This is a genomic window from Novosphingobium resinovorum (genome assembly GCF_001742225.1).
GTDB lineage: Bacteria > Pseudomonadota > Alphaproteobacteria > Sphingomonadales > Sphingomonadaceae > Novosphingobium > Novosphingobium resinovorum_A.
In genome coordinates this window covers 2,578,870-2,597,373 of the sequence record NZ_CP017075.1, presented here as the reverse complement: position 1 = coordinate 2,597,373, position 18,504 = coordinate 2,578,870, and the positions used below count along the sequence as shown (strand labels likewise).

The 18,504-nt window shown below is 67.3% G+C and carries 15 protein-coding genes; 8 read left to right on the top strand and 7 right to left on the bottom strand.

The features are described 5' to 3' along the window. Positions 1-308 precede the first annotated feature (308 nt). Both BES08_RS12145 and BES08_RS12140 read right to left on the bottom strand, forming a co-directional pair. Entirely contained in the window at positions 309-734 is a 426-nt protein-coding gene (locus BES08_RS12145; protein WP_069708446.1) for a flagellar basal body protein, read from the bottom strand. 11 nt (positions 735-745) lie between these two features. Further along, positions 746-3,490: an NHL repeat-containing protein gene (locus tag BES08_RS12140; protein WP_069708445.1), complete on the bottom strand. Its 2,745-nt coding sequence runs from the start codon at positions 3,488-3,490 to the stop codon at positions 746-748. A 103-nt stretch (positions 3,491-3,593) separates the two neighbouring features. Between BES08_RS12140 and BES08_RS12135 the strand changes: the two genes are divergently transcribed. The 6 genes from BES08_RS12135 (at position 3,594) to flhA (ending at position 10,443) form a co-directional block, all read left to right on the top strand. Further along, a complete protein-coding gene (locus BES08_RS12135; RefSeq protein ID WP_036527424.1) occupies positions 3,594-4,622 on the top strand; it encodes a flagellar motor switch protein FliG in 1,029 nt (342 codons plus the stop codon). Between the two features lie 9 nt (positions 4,623-4,631). Further along, the gene (locus tag BES08_RS12130) at positions 4,632-5,348 is read left to right on the top strand and encodes a FliH/SctL family protein (protein ID WP_069708444.1); all 717 of its coding nucleotides are present in this window, start codon (positions 4,632-4,634) and stop codon (positions 5,346-5,348) included. 237 nt (positions 5,349-5,585) lie between these two features. After that, entirely contained in the window at positions 5,586-7,172 is a 1,587-nt protein-coding gene (gene fliF / locus BES08_RS12125) for a flagellar basal-body MS-ring/collar protein FliF (RefSeq protein WP_069708443.1), read from the top strand. Between the two features lie 10 nt (positions 7,173-7,182). Next, the gene (gene fliN / locus BES08_RS12120; RefSeq protein ID WP_008831931.1) at positions 7,183-7,542 is read left to right on the top strand and encodes a flagellar motor switch protein FliN; all 360 of its coding nucleotides are present in this window, start codon (positions 7,183-7,185) and stop codon (positions 7,540-7,542) included. Further along, complete coding sequence (locus BES08_RS12115) at positions 7,542-8,021, top strand: helix-turn-helix domain-containing protein (protein ID WP_069708442.1); 480 nt, start codon at positions 7,542-7,544, stop codon at positions 8,019-8,021. The genes fliN and BES08_RS12115 overlap by 1 nt, the downstream gene beginning before the upstream one ends. A gap of 307 nt (positions 8,022-8,328) precedes the next feature. After that, positions 8,329-10,443, top strand: coding sequence for a flagellar biosynthesis protein FlhA (gene flhA / locus BES08_RS12110; protein ID WP_069708441.1), 2,115 nt, complete (start codon positions 8,329-8,331; stop codon positions 10,441-10,443). A 287-nt stretch (positions 10,444-10,730) separates the two neighbouring features. On the opposite strand, the gene BES08_RS12105 is transcribed toward flhA, so the two are convergent. Further along, a complete protein-coding gene (locus tag BES08_RS12105) occupies positions 10,731-11,858 on the bottom strand; it encodes a Fic family protein (protein WP_069708440.1) in 1,128 nt (375 codons plus the stop codon). 133 nt (positions 11,859-11,991) lie between these two features. Between BES08_RS12105 and BES08_RS12100 the strand changes: the two genes are divergently transcribed. Both BES08_RS12100 and BES08_RS12095 read left to right on the top strand, forming a co-directional pair. Then, entirely contained in the window at positions 11,992-13,392 is a 1,401-nt protein-coding gene (locus BES08_RS12100; protein WP_069708439.1) for a flagellar hook-length control protein FliK, read from the top strand. Positions 13,393-13,404: 12 nt separating this feature from the next. After that, entirely contained in the window at positions 13,405-14,103 is a 699-nt protein-coding gene (locus BES08_RS12095) for a flagellar hook assembly protein FlgD (RefSeq protein WP_008831926.1), read from the top strand. A 130-nt stretch (positions 14,104-14,233) separates the two neighbouring features. Here the strand turns inward: BES08_RS12095 and BES08_RS12090 are convergent, their stop codons facing one another. The 4 genes from BES08_RS12090 to BES08_RS12075 all read right to left on the bottom strand — a co-directional run bounded on the left by BES08_RS12090 (position 14,234) and on the right by BES08_RS12075 (position 18,399). Continuing rightward, positions 14,234-14,566 carry a hypothetical protein gene (locus BES08_RS12090; RefSeq protein ID WP_156799856.1) on the bottom strand — a complete coding sequence of 111 codons (333 nt, stop codon included), beginning with the start codon at positions 14,564-14,566 and terminating at the stop codon, positions 14,234-14,236. Between the two features lie 209 nt (positions 14,567-14,775). Beyond that, positions 14,776-16,425, bottom strand: a complete 1,650-nt coding sequence (locus BES08_RS12085; protein WP_069708437.1) for a mechanosensitive ion channel family protein — start codon at positions 16,423-16,425, stop codon at positions 14,776-14,778. 303 nt (positions 16,426-16,728) lie between these two features. Continuing rightward, the gene (locus BES08_RS12080; protein WP_069708436.1) at positions 16,729-17,406 is read right to left on the bottom strand and encodes a hypothetical protein; all 678 of its coding nucleotides are present in this window, start codon (positions 17,404-17,406) and stop codon (positions 16,729-16,731) included. Between the two features lie 225 nt (positions 17,407-17,631). Continuing rightward, entirely contained in the window at positions 17,632-18,399 is a 768-nt protein-coding gene (locus BES08_RS12075; RefSeq protein ID WP_069708435.1) for an IclR family transcriptional regulator, read from the bottom strand. Positions 18,400-18,504: the final 105 nt, after the last annotated feature.

The following is an 18,504-nucleotide window of genomic DNA, read 5'->3' as shown; positions in this document are numbered from 1 at the left end:
TCTTGCGCAATCCGGGCACTTGCCCTCCGCAAAACCGGGGTGTGGATGCTCAAAACGGCGGAATCTGTGGGTTTGCAGGGTAACGCTGCAAGGTCCGAAATGGATGCGAAATTGGGGATGAGAGGGCGAATTTTCTGCTCGCCAAGGCACATCCTTTAAGTGTCGGCTCATTCCTCCCTGTCGCGAAGCGATGCGGAGGCGGCAGTCGCGCAGCGACTCACGGAGGGGGCTTCGAGCGCGCTGCCCCTCCACCACCGACTGCGTCGGCGGTCCCCCTCCCCATTGCTGCGCAACGGGGAGGATGCAGGTCATCCCTTGCCCACCGCCGTCGTCATCAGCGCCATCTGCTTGCGATAGAGGTTGGTCATCGCCGCATAGTCCTGCTGGACCTGCCCCAGCGACAGGAGCTGGTCTTCCAGCGTCACGTTGTTGCCGTCCGGCTTGGTCTCGCTGGTATTGCCGTCGAGGACGATCCGCCCGCCCGCCTGCGGGGCCCTGGCGCCCAGCGCGGTCATGCTGCCCGAGAGTTCAACATGCGGGCGCACCACATGCGGCGTGCCGCTCGAGCCCAGTTGGCCGTCCACCAGCGATGAGAAGTCCGGCGCCTCGACCGTGCGGGCCTTGTAGCCGGGCGTCTCGGAGTTGGCGACGTTCTCGGCGATGACACGCTGGCGTTCGGCCATGGACTTCATGGCGCGGCCCATGCCGTCGAACAGGGGGGGGAGGGTGGACATCGGGTGCCTCCTTAGGAACCGGTGAGGCGCGAGAGCGCCGCCTGATAGCTGGCGAGCTTGGCCTGCTGGTAGGCACTGCCGCCGCTGCCGGAAATGGTGCCGTCGACGATCGCCGCCTTGCCCGAATCCCAGTAGAGCGAGCGATAGGCCGACTGGATCATCGACAGCGCGCTCTTGACCCGGGAAAGCGCGGTGCCTGCTGTGGTGGCGTCGGTCAGCGTCAGCGCGCTGGACAAGTTCAGGTTGAAGCGCCCCCCCGGCGTCACCTTGGCGGCTTTCGGATCGAGCACCTTGGAGGGCACGAGGCGGATCGGATCGAGGCCCAGCTTGCCCAGCGCGTCCTTGCCGTCCGCGCCCGCGATCAGTTCCAGCGTGTGGCCGGATTTCACGTCGATCTTGAGGCTGGAGGCGCCGTCGGTGAAGGGCGTGGTGATAGTCGCGTCGGTGCCGGTGATCTTGCGGATCTTGGCGGCGAGGCTGGTCATCGTCTCGCCCTTCTCGATGGTGACGGTGCGCGCGGTCTCGCCGTCGACGCTGATCTTGAAGCTGTCGCCCACCCGCAGCGAGGTCTCGGCCACGAGGTCGCCGGTGCTCTGCTGGTTGAGCACGCCGCGGTGCAGGCCAAGCGCGCCGAGGCCGCTGGTCGCCCCGCCCGCGACGGCGGTGATGCGCACCGGCTCCACGGCGCTGCTGCGCTGGCCCCATTGCGAGACCGTCTGCACCGAGCCGTCGGCGGGATCGATCCGCGCGACGAAGCCGTCCACGCTGCCCGACCTGGTCCCGCCCAGCGTCCCCGCCGTGCGCCCGCCGACATAGAGCGCGCCGTTCAGATAGGCGACGCTGTCCGCCTGATCGGCGCTGTCGGTGCCGATGTAGCTGGTGAGGGTGGTGGAGAAATCCGGCTCGATCAGGGTGACGAAGGCGTCGGTTCCGCCGGAGAGGCCGTTGACCTGCGCGCCGTTCAGCGCCGCGCTGGTGGTGCCGACGACGGCGATCTGGCCGCTGTCCGACACCGCGATCGCCTTGGCCGAGGCGTTGCCCAGCGCCACCGAGCCGAGGTCCGTGCCCAGCGATCCGGCGGCGATCTTGCGCAAGGTGGCGACGCCTTTCTCGTTGGTCAGCGCCAGCAGATTGCCGTCCCCATCGATGGCGAGGGCCGAGATCGAGTCCGACCCGCCGCTGTCGATGGTGCGCCGCTCCTGCATCTTGCCCGCCGCGTCGAGCCGGACGATCACCGCGTCGCCGCCCCCGGTAGAGGCGCGCCCGGCGATGTAGATCGAGCCGTCATTGCCGACCGTAACCGCGCTGGCGGTCTCGTTGCCGACCTGACGGATCGCGGTGCTCGAAAGCTCCTCGCCCTTGGTGCTGAAGCGGCTGACGAGGAGGTCGGTCTGGGTATCGTCGCTGCCGTTGAATGCGCCCGAGACGGTGCCCGCAACGACGATCTCTCCGTTGGGCGCGATCGTCACCGCCGCGCCCGAGGCGGTGCCTGCCGCGCCGAGATTGCGCTGCCAGACCACCGTGCCCTCGCTGTCCACTTTGGTGAGGAACAGGTCGTCGGTGCCGTCGCCGGTCTGCGTGCCCATGTCGCCGGCGGTGGTGCCGACGATGTAGCTATAGCCGTCCGCGTCGGTGGCGATGGCATTGGCGGCGGTCGCCGAAACGACGGTGTAGTCGGCGTTCTTGGCCAGTTCGGTCTTGGTGGACTTGGCGGTGGCGGCCGCGCTCGCGGCGGTGCGGGCGGTGGCGTCGGTATCCACGGCGTTGATCTTGCTCAGCCGCTCCCAGGTCAGCGATCCGGCCAGATCCTCGATGCGGTAGACATTGGCCGAGGTGGGCGACTTGGTGCCCGAGATCGTCGCCGTCTCGCCGCTCGCCACCATCAGCGCATCGCCCGCCGCGACCTGATCGATCGAGACTTTCTCGATGCCTGCGGGGTTGAAGGTGAGGCCCCACTTGCCGTCGGTCTTCTCGACCGTGAAATGCGACTTCCACTGCGAGGTCGTATTGCCCTCGGCGTCGAGAATAGGCGTGCCGCTGGCGTTCGTGGCGATCTTCGCGCCGATCGCGGCATTGAGCGCGGCGGCGACCGAATCAAGCGTCGGGGGCTGTGTGCTCGTCTGGGAAAGATCGACGCTGACGACCTCGCTGGTGGTGCCGCGGGTCAGGGTCACCTGAAAAATTTCACTGCCCGTCATACCCTCGACCGGGGCCGCGCGGGTGGTCGAAACGCCGGTGCCGGCAACCGCGCCGGTGGCGTAGCGGGCCTCGACGCCGAGGGTGCGGGTGCTACTCGTCACCGATCCGAAACCGAGTTCGAGAAGGTCGGTATCGGCGCTCGAAAGGTAGCCCTGAAGGTCCGCCAGACCTTGCGCGAAGCTCTTCTGCAAGGCCGCGCGCTCGGTCGCGGAGATCGTCTTGGAGGTTCCCGCCTGTGTCAGAATACGCAGGTTTTCCAACGCCTTGTAAGCGGTAAAGGCGGTCTGGACGTCGGGCAGGTCCTCCAGCGAACTGTCGCCATTGGCATCGATGATCGAGGCGAGCCGCTTGACCGCCGCGACTTGCGCGCTGGTCGCAGTATCGGTGCCCAGGGCATCGAGCCACGGCGCCGTCGTCGTGGGTGTGGTGAACGCCTTCTTGGCCGCCGTCACCGCCACGCTGTCGGACGAGGCGAGGCTGCTTTGATAGGATGAATAGGCCGAGGTTCCTCCCAGAACCGACAGGCCGATCAACCCATTATTCAGACTTATCGTCAATTGTGCCTCGTGAGCCGGTTGCGTGGGTGTCCCTCCTATAAATAGAAGGAAGACCTTGCGATCGGATGAAATTGCGCATTTTTCAAGGAATCTCGCAGTGAACATGATGACCGCGGTGGGCGAGCCGCCGGAGCTCAAGAAATATTCGGGCACCCAGCGGGCGGCTGCGCTGCTGCTGGCGCTCGGCCAGGAGCACGGAATCCCCATCTGGCAGCAGCTGAACGACGACGAGATCAAGGAGCTTTCCTCCTCGATCGCGTCGCTCGGCCGCGTGCCTGCCGTCGTCGTCGAATACCTGCTCGGCCAGTTTTCGGGCGAGGTCTCCTCGATCACCACGCTGCACGGTTCCTACGAGACGACCGAACGGCTGCTCGAAGGCGTGCTCGCGCCCGAGCGCGTCAAGGACATCATGGAGGACATTCGCGGTCCTTCGGGCCGGACGATGTGGGACAAGCTCTCGAACGTCAGCGAAGGCGTGCTGGCGGGCTACCTCAAGAGCGAGCACCCGCAGACCGTCGCGGTGATCCTGCAGAAGCTCAAGCCCGACCACGCCGCGCGGGTGCTGGCGGCGCTGCCGCGCGACTTCGGCACCGAAGTCGTCATGCGCATGCTCAAGACCGAGACCGTCCAGAAGGACGTGATCGTGCAGGTCGAGCAGACGCTCAAGACCGAGTTCATGACCAACCTCTCGCGCGCGCAGCGCCGCGATCCGCACGAGACCATGGCCGAACTGTTCAACGCGCTCGACCGCTCGACCGAGGAGGCGATGCTCGGCGCGCTCGACGAGAAGGCGCCCGAGGAAGCCGAGCGCATCCGCGCGCTCATGTTCACCTTCGAGGATCTGTCGAACCTGCTGCCGAGCGCGATCCAGGTCATCGTGCGCAACTGCAACAAGCGCGAACTGGCGCTGGCGCTCAAGGGCGCTCCGGAAGAGATGCGCCGCCTGTTCTTCGGCGCCATGACCGAGCGCGCCGCCAAGCTGCTGCGCGACGACATGGCCGCGATGGGGCCGGTGCGTGCCCGCGAATGCGAGGCCGCGCAGGGCAACCTCGTCACGCTCGCCAAGGATCTGGGCGAGCGCGGCGAAATCGTCCTCGCCGACCCCAAGAGCGACGATGCGATGATCTATTGATGACGACTGATGGCGACTAACCCGAAGGCACCCGCCGACGGCGCGGGAACGATACAACCTTTCGGCTTCGACCGGGTGTTCTTCCACCCCGTCGATACGCCGCTGGTCCCCGTGCCCGGCGAGCCCGAGCCTGCGTCCGCCGCGGAAACCCTGCCCGAATCCTTGCGTGACCGGATCGAGGACCTTGAATCCCGCATCGAGCGCATGCAGGCCGAGCACCGCGTCGAACTCGCTCGCGCCCGCGCGGACGGCTTCGAGGCGGGCGCCGCGCAGGCCCGTTCGGAACGCGGCGAGGCGCTGCTGGCGGCGACCGACGCGCTTCACGCCGCGCTCGACGGGATCGAGGGGCAGGTCGAGGCCGTCGCCCGCCGCATGATCGGCGAGGCGGGCGCGGTCGCCCTCCACGCCGCCGAGATGCTGGCCGGCCACGCCATCGAAACATCCCCCGCCCGCGCCGTGGACGAGGCACTGGCCCGCGCGCTGGAGCAAGTGGCGCAAGGCACCGCGCTGGTGGTCCGCGTGAACCCGGAAATGCGCGACGAAGTGGACGTCCTCGTCGAGGCGCGCGAGGCGAAATGTGGCCGCCCGCTGGCGATCACCGTGATCGACGACGAGGCCGTGCCGCAAGGCGACGCGCGCATAGAATGGACCTCGGGCGGCCTCAACGTAGACGCCGAAGCCCGCCGCGCCGCGGTGATGGCGGAACTCGCGGGGGTTTTGCTGTAACGCCAAATCCTCCCCGTCGCGCAGCGATGGGGAGGGGGACCGCCGACACAGCCGGTGGTGGAGGGGGTAGAAACCCCTCCGTCAGCCCTGAGGGCTGCCACCTCCCCATTGCTTCGCAACAGGGAGGATAAGGAAACCGCACATTTTTGCGCATCCCGGCAAGTCTTGCCTAGTCTCATCCTATAATGCCCTCGGGGCGCGCGACAGGGGCGGCGCCGGGATCTCGGAAGGCCGGACTTGGAAGCGTTGCGCAATTTCATCGGGCAGATTGGCGTGCGCCGCGCCGCGATGATGGGCGGCGTCGCGCTGGCGCTGCTGCTCGGCCTTGGCTGGATGGCCACGCGTACGCCCGACAGCGCGATGGGCTATCTCTATACCGACCTCGATCCCTCGGCCGCATCGACCATCACCGAAAAGCTCAAGGGGCAGGGCGTGCCCTTCCAGCTTTCGGCCGACGGAACCGCGATCCTCGCGCCTGCCGACAAGCTGCCCGAACTGCGCATGGCGATGGCCTCCGAGCAGCTGGGCGGCAAGATCGGCTACGAAGTGCTCGACCAGGAGGAGCCCTTCGGTATCTCCTCCTCGCGCGCGAAGCTGAACGAGACGCGCGCGATCGAGGGTGAACTGACCCGTTCGATCGAAAGCCTCGACCGTGTCAGCAGCGCCCGCGTCCACGTCGTCATGCCCGAGCGGGCGATGTTCGAAACTGAGCCGCGCAAGGCCAGCGCCTCGGTCACGGTCAAGACCACCGGGCGGCTTCCGGCCGAGGCGGTTCAGGCGATCCGCTATCTGGTGTCCTCGGCGGTGCCCGACCTCTCGCCCGAGGCGGTGTCGGTGGTGGACCAGACCGGCGCGCTGCTGGCGCGGGCGGGCGAAGGGCAGGGCAGTTCCGGCGACATCGAGGAGCGGCAGGCCGCCGTCGAAGCGCGTCTGCGCGACCAGATCGAGACCATGGTGGAGCCGATCGTCGGCCACGGCAAAGTCCGCGCCGAAGTGTCCGCCGTTCTCGAACGCGACCAGGTGCGTGAGGAATCCGAGACCTTCGACCCCGACAAGCAGGTTATCCAACACCAGGTCAGCGTCGAATCCAGCAACCAGAGCACCGAAAAGACCCCCGGCGCGCAAGGCGCGAGTGTCGCCACCCAGCTGCCCGAGAACGCGGCCGCCGCGCAGAACGGCGCCAATGGCGACAGCCGCAACGCCGCGCAGAACGAGACCTCCGAGGACACCACGTACCAGAACAGCCGCGTCCAGAAGGTCGCCGTGCGCACGCCGGGGCAGGTCAAGCGCCTGACCGTGGCGGTCATGGTGGACGGCGGCGAGAAGGGCATGCCGCAGCCGCAGCTCGACCGCCTGCAGCGCCTCGTCGAGAACGCCGTCGGCTTCGACAGCGATCGCGGCGACAGCGTGGTGGTGGAGAACATGCCCTTCGCCGCGCAGGACGTGGACGGCATCGACGGCGGCCTGCCGTTCGGCCTGACCGTCGATCGCATCCTAGACGTGCTGAAGATCGTGCTGGTGGGCGGGATCGTCCTCTTCGCCATCCGCATGCTGCGCCGCCAGAACGCGCCCGCGCTGCTGCCGCCTCCCTCGGGGGACTTGCCCGAGGGCGAGGACCGCCGCCAGCCCGCGGGCAGCGTCTCGATGGCGCAGCTTGAACCGATGGGCGGGGCTGCGGACGATACCCCGCTGCTCGATCAGGAAGTGGCGCTCGCCCATGTCGATGGGCGAGTGAAGCTCTCCGCGATCAAGCGCATCGGCGACACCATCGCTTCCAACCCGGCGGAATCCGCCTCCGTCATCCGCCAGTGGATGAACACCTGAAAGGTATCCGATGAGCGACGAGCTCGACACCCGGCACCAGCTGACCCCGGCGCATCTGCCTGAGGAACCGGCCCCGGTCCTGAGCGGCGAAACCGCGCTGCCGCCGCGTCCCTCCACGCCGCCGACGCCCGACGACCTGCACGCCGTGTTCGACGTGCCGGTGAAAGTGCAGGCGGTGCTCGGCCGATCGAAGATGGACATCGGCGACCTGCTGCGGCTCAAGCCCGGCATGGTCGTGGAGCTGGACCGCCGCGTCGGCGAGCCGGTCGACATCTTCGTCAACAACCGCATCATCGCGCGCGGCGAAGTCGTGCTGATCGACGCCACGCTGGGCGTCACGCTGACCGAAATCGTCCGCAAGGAAGCATGATGGGATCGCGCGATCATGATGCCACCCGGCTGATGCTGGTCGGCGAACTGGGCGACGCGGTGGGTCTTGCCAACGAGATGGTGCGCGGCTCGGCCACCCGCATCGGCGTGGAATCCGCGCCTGCGGCCTTTGAAGGCTGGACCTCCGGGGGCTGGACCGGGTCGGAAGCCGACATGGTGGTGGTGGACCTTGCGGTGAACCTCAAGGACGTGCTGGCGCGGCTGCGCGGCGGGCGGTCTGAGGGTTCGGTGACGGCCTCGGTTTCCGGCCTCGTCGGACAGAACATCGCCGACGTCGAGCGCGAGCTGATCCTCCAGACCCTGCGCCACTGCGGCGGCAACCGCAGCGCGGCGGCGGCGATGCTGGGCATTTCGGTGCGGACCATGCGCAACAAGCTGCGCACGTTCCAGGCGGACGGGATGGCGGTGCCACCTGCACTTGCAGGCGTGGTGCGGGCCGAGATGGCGGCGGGCGCGTGATGGCTCTCTCCTTCGTCATTGCGAGCGTAGCGAAGCAATCCAGCGCGGTTTCATGCTGCCCTGGATTGCTTCGCTACGCTCGCAATGACGGGGGAAGGATAAATGCTTCGTCGCCGGGCCGCGGCAATCTGGAGCGTACCGGACTTCACTCTCACCCCCGTCATTCCCGCGAAGGCGGGAACCCATCTGATGCCGGTGCCTGTCGCACGAACATCAGCTGGGTCCCCGCCTTCGCGGGGATGACGGAAAATGGTTACAGCACCCTCGTTTCCCGCCCATGCAGCGGGCTCGCGATAGAGCACCGGTAATGGCCACCGCGCCCACCAAGTCCGCGCTTCCCCCGCAGGTCACGCAGTTCCTAGTCCGCCTCGGACCGGGGCGCGATCTTGCGCTGGCGCTGGGCGTGGGCGCGATCATCGCGATGCTCATCCTGCCGATGCCGGCGTGGATGCTCGACATGGGCCTCGCGCTCTCGATCACGGCTTCTGTCCTCATCCTGATGACGGCGCTGTTCATCGAGAAGCCGCTGCAGCTTTCCAGCTTCCCGACGATCCTGCTCATCACGACGATGCTGCGGCTCGGCCTGAACCTTGCCTCCACCCGCCTGATCCTCGGCCACGGGCATGAGGGGCATCAGGCGGCGGGCGGGGTGATCGCGGCCTTCGGCGAGTTCCTGATGGGCGGCGAGACCGTCATCGGCCTCACCATCTTCGCGATCCTGATCGTCATCAACTTCGTGGTCATCACCAAGGGCGCGGGCCGCATCGCCGAAGTGGCGGCGCGCTTCAGCCTCGATGCGATGCCGGGCAAGCAGATGGCGATCGACGCCGACCTCAACGCCGGCACCATCACCGAGGACGTCGCCCGCGAACGCCGTTCCGAGATCGAGCAGGAGAGCGGCTTCTACGGCGCCATGGACGGTGCCTCGAAGTTCGTGAAGGGCGATGCGGTCGCCGCTCTGCTGATCACCGCGATCAACATCGTCGTCGGGCTGATCGTCGGCGTCGCGATCCACGGCGTGCCGTTCGGGCAGGCGTTCACGACCTACACCATCCTCACGGTGGGCGACGGCCTCGTCAGCCAGATTCCGGCGCTGATCGTCTCGACGGCGGCGGGCCTGCTGGTGTCCAAGGGCGGCGTCGTCGGCAAGACGGGCGCGGCGCTGGGCGACCAGCTGGGCCGTTATCCCAAGGCGTTCGGCATCGCGGGCGCGCTGATGGGCATGCTGGCGCTGATGCCCGGCCTGCCGTTCCTGCCCTTCGCGATCCTCGGCGGGCTATGCGGATGGCTCGCGTGGACGATGACCAAGAAGGCGGAAGGGGCGGTGGCCGCCGCCCGCGTCGAGGAGGCCGCCGCTCAGGCCCGCCAGAAGGCCGCGCAGGCCGAGGAGCCGATCGCCCGAACCCTTGCGATCGACGCGCTGCGCATCGAGCTCGGCTATGGCCTGCTCCCGCTGATCAACGACGCCAGCGCCGAGCCGCGCCTCGACGATCAGGTCCGCGCGCTGCGCCGCCAGATGGCGACCGACTACGGCTTCGTCCTGCCCTCGGTCCGCATCATCGACAACATGGCGCTGCAGGCGAACGAATACGTCGTCTACGTCAAGGAAACCGAGACCGCGCGCGGCGAACTGCGCATCGGCAAGCTGCTCGTCATCAATGCCGGGGGCGGCGAGACCGGCCTCTCGGGCGAGGCCACGCAAGAACCGGTGTTCAAGCTGCCCGCCCAATGGATCGACCGCGAACTGCGGCAGGAGGCGGGCTTCCGCGGCCTGACGGTGGTGGACTGCGGCACTGTCGTCACCACCCACCTGACCGAGATCGTCAAGGACAACATCGCCGATCTTCTTTCCTATGCCGAGACGCAGAAGCTGCTCGACGAGGTCCACAAGGATTCGGCCAAGCTGATCGCCGACATCGTGCCCTCGCGCATCTCGGTCTCGGGCGTGCAGCGGGTGCTGCAGAACCTGCTGGCCGAGGGCGTCTCGATCCGCGACATGCCCACGATCCTCGAAGGCGTGGCCGAGGCGAGCGCCATCACCGCCAACCTCACGCAAGTCACCGAGCATGTTCGCGCGCGGCTTGCCCGGCAGATCTCGGCGCAGCACACGCTGGACGGCACGATCCCCATCGTCGCGCTCGGCGCGGTGTGGGACGAGGCATTCTCCGAGGCGATCATCGGGCAGGGCGACGACCGCCACCTCGCCATGGCGCCCTCGCAGCTGCAGGCCTTCATCGCCTCGGTGCGCGAAACGTACGACCGCCTCGCCGGGCAGGGAGAAATCCCGTGCCTGCTGACGAGCCCGAGCCTGCGGCCTTTCGTGCGCTCGATCATCGAGCGGGTGCGGCCGGCGACGGTGGTGCTCTCGCAGAACGAGATCCACCCGAGGGCGCGCCTGCGCAGTCTGGGCGCGATCGGGTAGGGGCTGACACGGATGGGGCAAATCAACCCCGTCATCCCAGCGAAGGCTGGGACCGCTATCGGTCTTTAGACGCGAACTCTCGTGAAAGCGCGCCGCCGCGAGGTGGGCTGTTCACGGCCAGCGGTCCCAGCCTTCACTGGGATGACGGGGTTGTGTGCGATCACAGCCCGCCGTGCTTGGCGCCCCCTTCGTCATTGCGAGCGCAGCGAAGCAATCCAGGGCAGTCTCAAGCCGCCCTGGATTGCTTCGCTGCGCTCGCAATGACGAGGGTGGAGTGATTGATCCGATCACACTCCTCCATCGCCGTCGCCGCTCGCAATCTTCAGATGATAGCGCGCATAGCGCCGCTCCCCCACCCGCTCCAGCGCGCCCAGTTCGACCAGCTCGGCCAGATCGCGCGTCGCGGTGGCGGAGGCGGCGTCGGTGATCGTGCGATAGTTGTGCGCGCTCAGGCCCCCCGCGAAACCGTCCGGCCCCTCGGCCATCATGCGGATCAGCGCCTTTTCCTGACGCGGGTTGATCGCGCCCTTCAGGCGGTCGAGCAGACGGGTTTTCTCGATCAGGAAGCGGATGCTGGCGATCGTGCGGCCTTGCGCTTCCAGCACGGTATCGGCAAACCAGTCCATCCACGCATCGATCCGGTTGCTCTGGCTGGCGCGCTGCAGCTCCGCGTAATAGGCTTTTCGGCGCCGGTTGATGGTGGCGGCAAGCGCGCTCAGCGTCGGTGCCTCCAGGCTCTGCGCCAGTGCCTTTTCCGCGATCGCGCGGCCGAGGCGGCCGTTGCCATCCTCGAACGGATGGATCGTCTCGAACCACAAGTGCGCGACGGCTGCGCGGGTGATGGCGGGCAGCGGCGTGCCCCCTTTCGGCCCGCTCGCGTTGAACCAGGCGATGAAGCGCGCCATCTCTGCGGGCACGCGGTCCGACGGCGGCGCCTCGAAGTGGACGCGCGGCGCGTGCAGGGCGCCCGAGACGATCTGCATCGGATCGGCATGGGTGCGATAGCCGCCGATCTCAGCCAGATCGCGGCGGCCGTTCATCAGCATCCGGTGCCAGTCGAACAGCACCGCGTCGTCCAGCGGGTCGGCATAGCGGCGGTAGAGGTCGGCCATCAACTCGGCCGCGCCCGCCTCGGCCGGGCTGGAGCGGCGCCGGTCGGCGACGAAGCCGAGTTGCCGCGCGATCGACGACTGGACGCTGGCGCGGTCCAGCACTTCGCCCTCGATGGCGGAGCTTTCCACCATCTCCTGCGCGATCAGTTCGATCACGACGCCTTGACGGGCCTCGCCGTCGAGGTGATGCATGGCCCCGACGACGACGCCCGATCCCTTGAGGAACCGCGCCTCGACCGCGCTCAGGGACGCCGGGTCGAAGGTGAAGTCGGGCCAGTCGGGAAGCTGCCAGTTCCAGCGCATGATCGATGGGATACCTTTCTATCGATCATTATATGGCATTATTTTGATTTATTGAAGGGCCACTCATCGATCAGCCCCGCGCATAAGATCGCACCCGCGACCGTCCGGTGCGCGAGCGTCCTATGATGAACCGATGCCCGTTCCCGTGACGACTTTCTTCCCGACCCTTGCCGCTCCGGGCACGCCTGTGCCGAGCGTCGGGCATGCGGAAACCGGCGCTTTCCTCGCCGCGCTTGAAAGCGTGGGGGCGAGTGCCGGGGCGAAGATCGACGAAGCTGCGCAGGCGGGCGAGGGGCCGCCGGTCGCGGAGCAGGCCCTCCCGCTTTCCGGCCGGATCGCGCCGCAAGTCGCGGCGGTGACTGTCGCGACGCAGCAGGTCCCGGCCGAGCCGGTCGTCACACCTGCCCCCCCGGCGGCGACCGAAACACCCGTCGCTCCCGCCGAGCCGGTTCCGCCGCGCGCCGGGACCGAGGCACCAGCCATTCCTGCGACCGCGTCAACTCCGGTGGCGACGCCGCCGCTTCCGATCGCATCGTCACCGGCAGACCCGACATCCGAGACGGCGGTGGATACCTCCAAGGCGCAGGCACCCGCGACCACTCCCGCAGAGGTCATGGTGGTGGCCGCCGAACCGGGCCTCGCAGACCCGGAAACTCTCGCGCCGGTCACACTGGCCGAGGCGACGCAGGCCGAAGAGGCTGCGCAGCCGGAGGCCGCCATCGACGCGGCCCGTCCGGCAAAGCGCAAGACCACCGCGACGGCCAGTCCGGCGCCGTCCTCTGCCTCTGCCTCTGCCTCTGCCTCTGCCCCGGCGCCCGGAACGCCCGTCATCGCGGCGATGGCCCCCGCTCCGACGACGCCCGCCGACCCGGCGCCGACAACCGCCGCGCCCCAACCCGAAGGGCCGCGTCCCGCCGCGCCCGTCGCCCACGCCGCGCCGCAAGCCGCTGAGGACACCGCGACGCCCGTGTCCGAGGCTCGCGTCTCCGCCCCGCTGTTCACCCAGACGCTGGACGCCGCGACCACGCGCCATCCGGCCGCGCTCCCTTACGACACCGCGCGCCCGGCAGCCGCCGAGGCCAGCGTGACCGTGCGTGAGGGCCGCTTAGGCGCGGACGTCGGCGTCGCCATCGCGCGGGCTCTCGATGGCGGGCCGGACGGCCTGCGCGACGCGCTGCTGATCCGCCTCGACCCGCGCGAGATGGGCCGTATCGACGTGCGCATGGGCTTCGACGAGGACGGCACCCTGCGCGCCGTGGTCTCCGCCGACCAGCCCGCCGCGCTCGACCTGCTGCGCCGCGAGAGCACTCACCTCGACCGTGCGCTCAGCGATGCGGGCGTACGCGCCGATGCCCAGTCGCTGCGCTTCGACACTTCGGCCAACGGCGGCGGCGGCTTCGGCAACGGGACGGGCCAGCATCGCCCGTCCACCCGTCCGCAAGGCGCGGCCGCCGAGTTCACCGGCGCGCAGGAAGAGGCCGCCCCCATCCTGCGGTCGCTGCGCGGCAGCGGCAATCTCGATCTCATGGCATAAGGCAGCACGACAATGACGACCGTTACCGACACTGCCTCCGCCTCCGCCTCCTCGGGCACTTCCGGCACCACCAGCAAGACCGCCGCCGCCTCGACCAGCCTGCTGGCCGACTACAACCTGTTCCTCAAGCTGCTGACCACGCAGATGACGAACCAGGACCCGCTCGATCCGATGAACACCTCGGAGTACACGCAACAGCTGGTGCAGTATTCGCAGGTGGAACAGTCGATCCAGCAGACCGGCAAGCTCGACGACATCCTCGGCCAGCTCCTGTCGCAGCAGATGGCGCAGGCATCGAGCTACATCGGCCGCGAGGCGCGCTTCGACAGCGCGGTGGCGGGGCTGGGCGACAATCCCGCCAAGTGGACCTACTATGTCGACGGCACTCCCTCCACCGTCACCGCGACGATCAAGGACGCGCTGGGCGGCACCGTGGCCACCGTTACCCTCGACCCCAGCGAGACCCAGGGCACCTACAAGTGGGACGGCACTCAGACCGACGGCACCAAGGCCGCGGCGGGCGCCTATACCCTTTCGATCAACGCGCAGGCCGCGAACGGATCGACATTGCCGACCACGATCAACTCGGTGGGCGTGGTGGACGACGTGGTGACCGACGGGACCAGCATCATGCTGGGTGTCAACGGCATCCGCCTGTCCGCGACGGGGCTGGTGGCGCTGACGGCGCCTTCGACCTCGACGAAGGAGTGAGGGCATCCTCCCTGTTCCGCAGGAATGGGGAGGTGGCAGCCCGCAGGGCTGACGGAGGGGTTCTTCCCCCTCCGCCACCGACTGTGTCGGCGGTCCCCCTCCCCATCGCTTCGTGACAGGGAGGACTATCTCAATCCATCGCGTCGCTGCGTTCGCGCACGGCTGCAGGCTCTCCCGCCGCGCTCTGCTGCAGGGTAGTGTCGAGCCGAGTGCAGCCGGGAATGCGCTCGGGCAAGGCGAGCATCATCAGACAGTCGGCGATAGAGGGGTCCTCGATCGGGCCGATCAGGTCCTCGACCTCGTCCTGCGTCAGGTCGGACTGGCTGAGGCAGCGCAAGGCGGCCGCCTGCCATAGCTGCGCGGGTGCATCGACCCGGAGCCTGAGCGAAAACCAGTATTCCTGCTGCGCCGCGGAAGTCCGGGTGCTGCCGTCACCCAGGCCCCAACTTGAATTATCCGCCATCCGCGCTCTCAAAGTACCGCACCGAATTGCTTCGGCCCGCTGCCCCTGACCCGAGAAGTAAGGTCGCCCCTGCTTGCCGATGGTAAACGCAATATTCACCAGTGACCCGCAATCTCCGACACTATACTATGCAATCGATCTTAAAAGCCGCGCCTCGGCAATAAGGCGTTGATAAATCCTCCGTCCGGCTTGCTCCGCAGGGTGGAGATTCACGCTCCCCGCTGCGGCGCGGGATCGATGTCGAGCGAGGCGGGCCGCGTCGTCGGCGCCTTGTGCGGGGTGAGGTGGACGGTGCTGGTGGGGAAGGCGATGCCGACCTCGGCCTGCTCCAGCGCGGCAAAGATCAGCAGCAGCAGGTCCTGCCGGATCACCAGGCTCTCGTCGAAGGTAGCCGCCTCGATGTACGAGAATACCTCGATGTCCAGCGAACTGGCGCCGAAGGCCTTGAACCGCGCGCGGGCGCCGGGCTTGATGATCCGGTCGTGCGCGTTCAGGACTTCCTCGATCAGCTCCACCGCCTCCAGCAGCTTGGCCGAGCCGATGCCGTATTCCACCCCGATCGTCGGATTGAACAGAAAGCGGTCGCGCTGCGCGTAGTTCTCGATCTGGCGCGAGGAGAAATCGCCATTGGGGATGGTGACGACGGTGCGCTCCAGCGTGCGGATGCGGGTGGAGCGGATGCCGATGTCCTCGACCGTGCCGGTGACGTCGCCGACCTTGCAGAAGTCGCCCACCTGCACCGGCTTGTCGGCGATCAGGGTGACCGAGCCGACGAGGTTCTCGACCGTCTTCTGTGCACCCAGCGCCAGCGCGATGCCGCCGATGCCCAGCGCCGCCACGCCCGTCGTCACGTCGATCCCGAAGGTATCGAGCACCGCGACCATGGCGATGAACAGCAGCAGGATCTTGGCCGCGCGCCGGATCAGCGTGACGACCGAAACCGCCTGCCGCCGCTCCTGCCCGGCCATGCGGCTGATCAGCAGGGCCGAGACGGAATCGACCATGCGGAACAGGAACCAGGCCAGCGCCACCCAGGCGAAGATTCCGATATAGCGCAGCAGCAGTTGCCGCGCGACGATCGAGACCGGCATCGACCCGGCCCAGAAGGTGAAGACCACGGTGGCGAAGAACAGGCTGAGCGGCGGCATCGCCGCCTGGGTCAGGCGGTAGACGCGGCTGTTCTCCTTGTCGGCGATGATTCGCCCCATCGTGAAGAGCAGCCCTGCGTTGACCAGCTGGAAGCCGAGAAACACCAGCGCGGCGATACCCAGCAGGCGCACCCAGTCCTCCAGCGAAGCGCCGGCGATCTCCGGCCCGGCATCCACGGCCTGCTTCGTTTTAGGTTGCAGCGTATGGGCGGCCGCGCTCGTCTCGCGGGCGATGCGCCAGATTCGCGCGCCGGAGCGGTTGGTGCCGTGCGTCAGCAGGATCGGTGTCTTGGCCGCATCGCCAAGGTCGCCTACGCGCTCCTGCGCGGGCTTGAGCCCGTCGTCGAGGACGCCCGCCGGATCGTTCGACAGCGCCCCGAACGGCAACAGCGATCCGCCCGCGTCGAGCACCGCCTGCATCTCCTTCGCGAGTTGCTCCCCGTTGGAGCGGGCCTCGAAATAGTTGGCGGCCAAAGGATAGTCTCGCTCTGCCAACGCCGCGAGCAGCCCCGACACGGCATCGCGCGGCGTCTCGCGCCCTAACGGATCGGTCGGGGGCGCGGCGGCGGGTGCCGGAGTGGCTGTGGCCGCGTCCGTCCCTGTCGTCTTGGATTCCTCGGCCTTGGGCGTCGGCAGCAGCTGCGCCTGGGCCTGCGAGGCGATCAGGGCGAGAAGGAATAACGCCCAAAGCCGGGCCAGTTTGCGCAACATTGGGAAACGGTCTCCTGAAGCTCGGTGTGAGCGGGCGCTCCAGACGCGAAAGCTCCGCGCATTTCCAGCGAATATGCGCAGACGAGAGCCTCACGCGCGGCAACCCGTGCTTATGCCCTCGCAATGCCGGTGGAATGCGACAGTCGCAAGACGGGAGGACTGGGCTGCCAACGCGCGAGGATTGGCAGCCTCATTACGCGAGCCGTCAGGCATGCATCAGAAACGGATATACCCCCACAGCGCCGCGCCGCAGGCACCTCATGCGCTGGCAACGAGTGCAAGGTCGGAAAAAATCCCTGTGTTTCAGATTGCTGCTTGTGCCAGAACCGCTTTCCAGCGTGCATCGAGCAGGCTCTTTCCTGCAGACTTGCGGGTGCGGGCCACCAGTGAGACGCCGCGCAGCGTGATGCTGTGGCCGCCCAGCCAGCGACCCGCGATGCTGTAACCGATGTCGTAGATCGCCAACTCCTCACGGAGTTTGCCGTCAGCCAGGAAACGGGTAGTGACGAGGACTGGCAGCTTCTCGTCACCGCGGCTGCTGTCAGGCAGTCTGGCTCGGCTGCGGGCCTTCTTGAGCGCGTTTTCAAACCATCGCGCCTCAATCCTAGGTTCTCCCGTGGTTTCCGCGGCAGCAAGAGCGAGTGCGCTGGGAAAGGCGATACTCTGGCTCTGAACCGATTGCTCGGGCGATGCGGGCTTCAGGACCAGTTCGTCCTCATTCGTCCGGGCTGCCACAAGAGTGAGCATCGCCGCCTTGGTGGAAGCGCGCCGGGCATCGGCGTTCTTTCCGGCTTCAGTCTCGCTGCGCTGGCTCCAGCTGTTCCACAAGGTCAAGCCGGAGATGGTGACCGCGATCACCGTAAGTACTTCGCCCAGCGTAATCCAGCGGCGGCGGATAGCCGCCGCTTCATCCGCGCGGGCCTCTGCCCTGGTTACTGGCGGAGGGGACTTGGCGGCGGAATTGGGGGAATCGTCAGTCACGAGCAGGTTCGAACATCTGTCGCTCCAGGCGTCAAGGTACAGATGTCCCTTCGTGATTTCTTACGTGAACCCTTTGTGGTCGAGTGCGCCCTGTGCGTTTTCGCAAGTCGGAGGCAGCCGATATCTGTCGAGGGCCAAGGTCACCACCGATCCCTGCCGATTCGCGAGGTCAGCGGTGACAACACGCGGGCCGGCTGGCTCAATTGCTGACTAGGCTGCTGCTGCTTAGGCTGCGATCTGCCCGCTGAGCGCGCTGGCCGCAGCCTTGAGGACCTCCTTCAGCCGCGGCAGTTCGATGCGTAAGGCTGCGCCGATCCCTATCGCCACAAGCGCATGGCTGGGTCTGCCCCCCTTCCATACAGGCGCGGCTACCACCGTGACCCCTGACAGGTAGTGCCCTGCATCCACCGCGACACCTGAAACGCGCGCGTCGTCTACCTGCGCAAGCCAGTCTTCCCAGCTTGGTGGCTCGTCCCAGCGCAGCTGATCAAATCGCGGTTTCAGTTCGCTTTGCGGGTACCCTCCGAAAGCGGCGATGCATCGTCCGGTTGCTGACACCAACGCCGGGAAACGGCTGCCGACTTGCGTCGAGAGCTGGAAGTTCTGGCCCGATTGCGACATCGCTGTGACGATGATGTGGTCCAGGCCGAAGACCTGGACCCCCATGGCTGTCGTACCGAACTCGCGGGCGATGCGGTCCAGAGCGGGCTGGGCAAGGTCGTTGAACTGATCCTTGCGCAACCAGGCACGAGCCAGTGTCAGCACGCCGGCATCGAGAGAATAGCGTTTGGTGTCGGCATCGAAGGCCACCAGATCCTCTGTCACCAGGGCGCGCAGCACATACAGACACGTGCTGGGTACGAGGCCGAGTTCACGGGCGATCGCCTGAACGCCGAGAGGCGCACCATGCTTGCCCAGCAGGCGCAGCACCGCTGCCGCCCGGGCGATGGCTGGGGCCTTGCTGGTATTAGCTGTATCAATACCGCTTTTCATTCAATATATAGAATAACATTCAATATTTACAAAAACAAGGCCGTTGTGGCAGCAGTGCTGAACACAAGGACAACCTTCGTCGCGGCGATTCGACCCGGCGGAAAT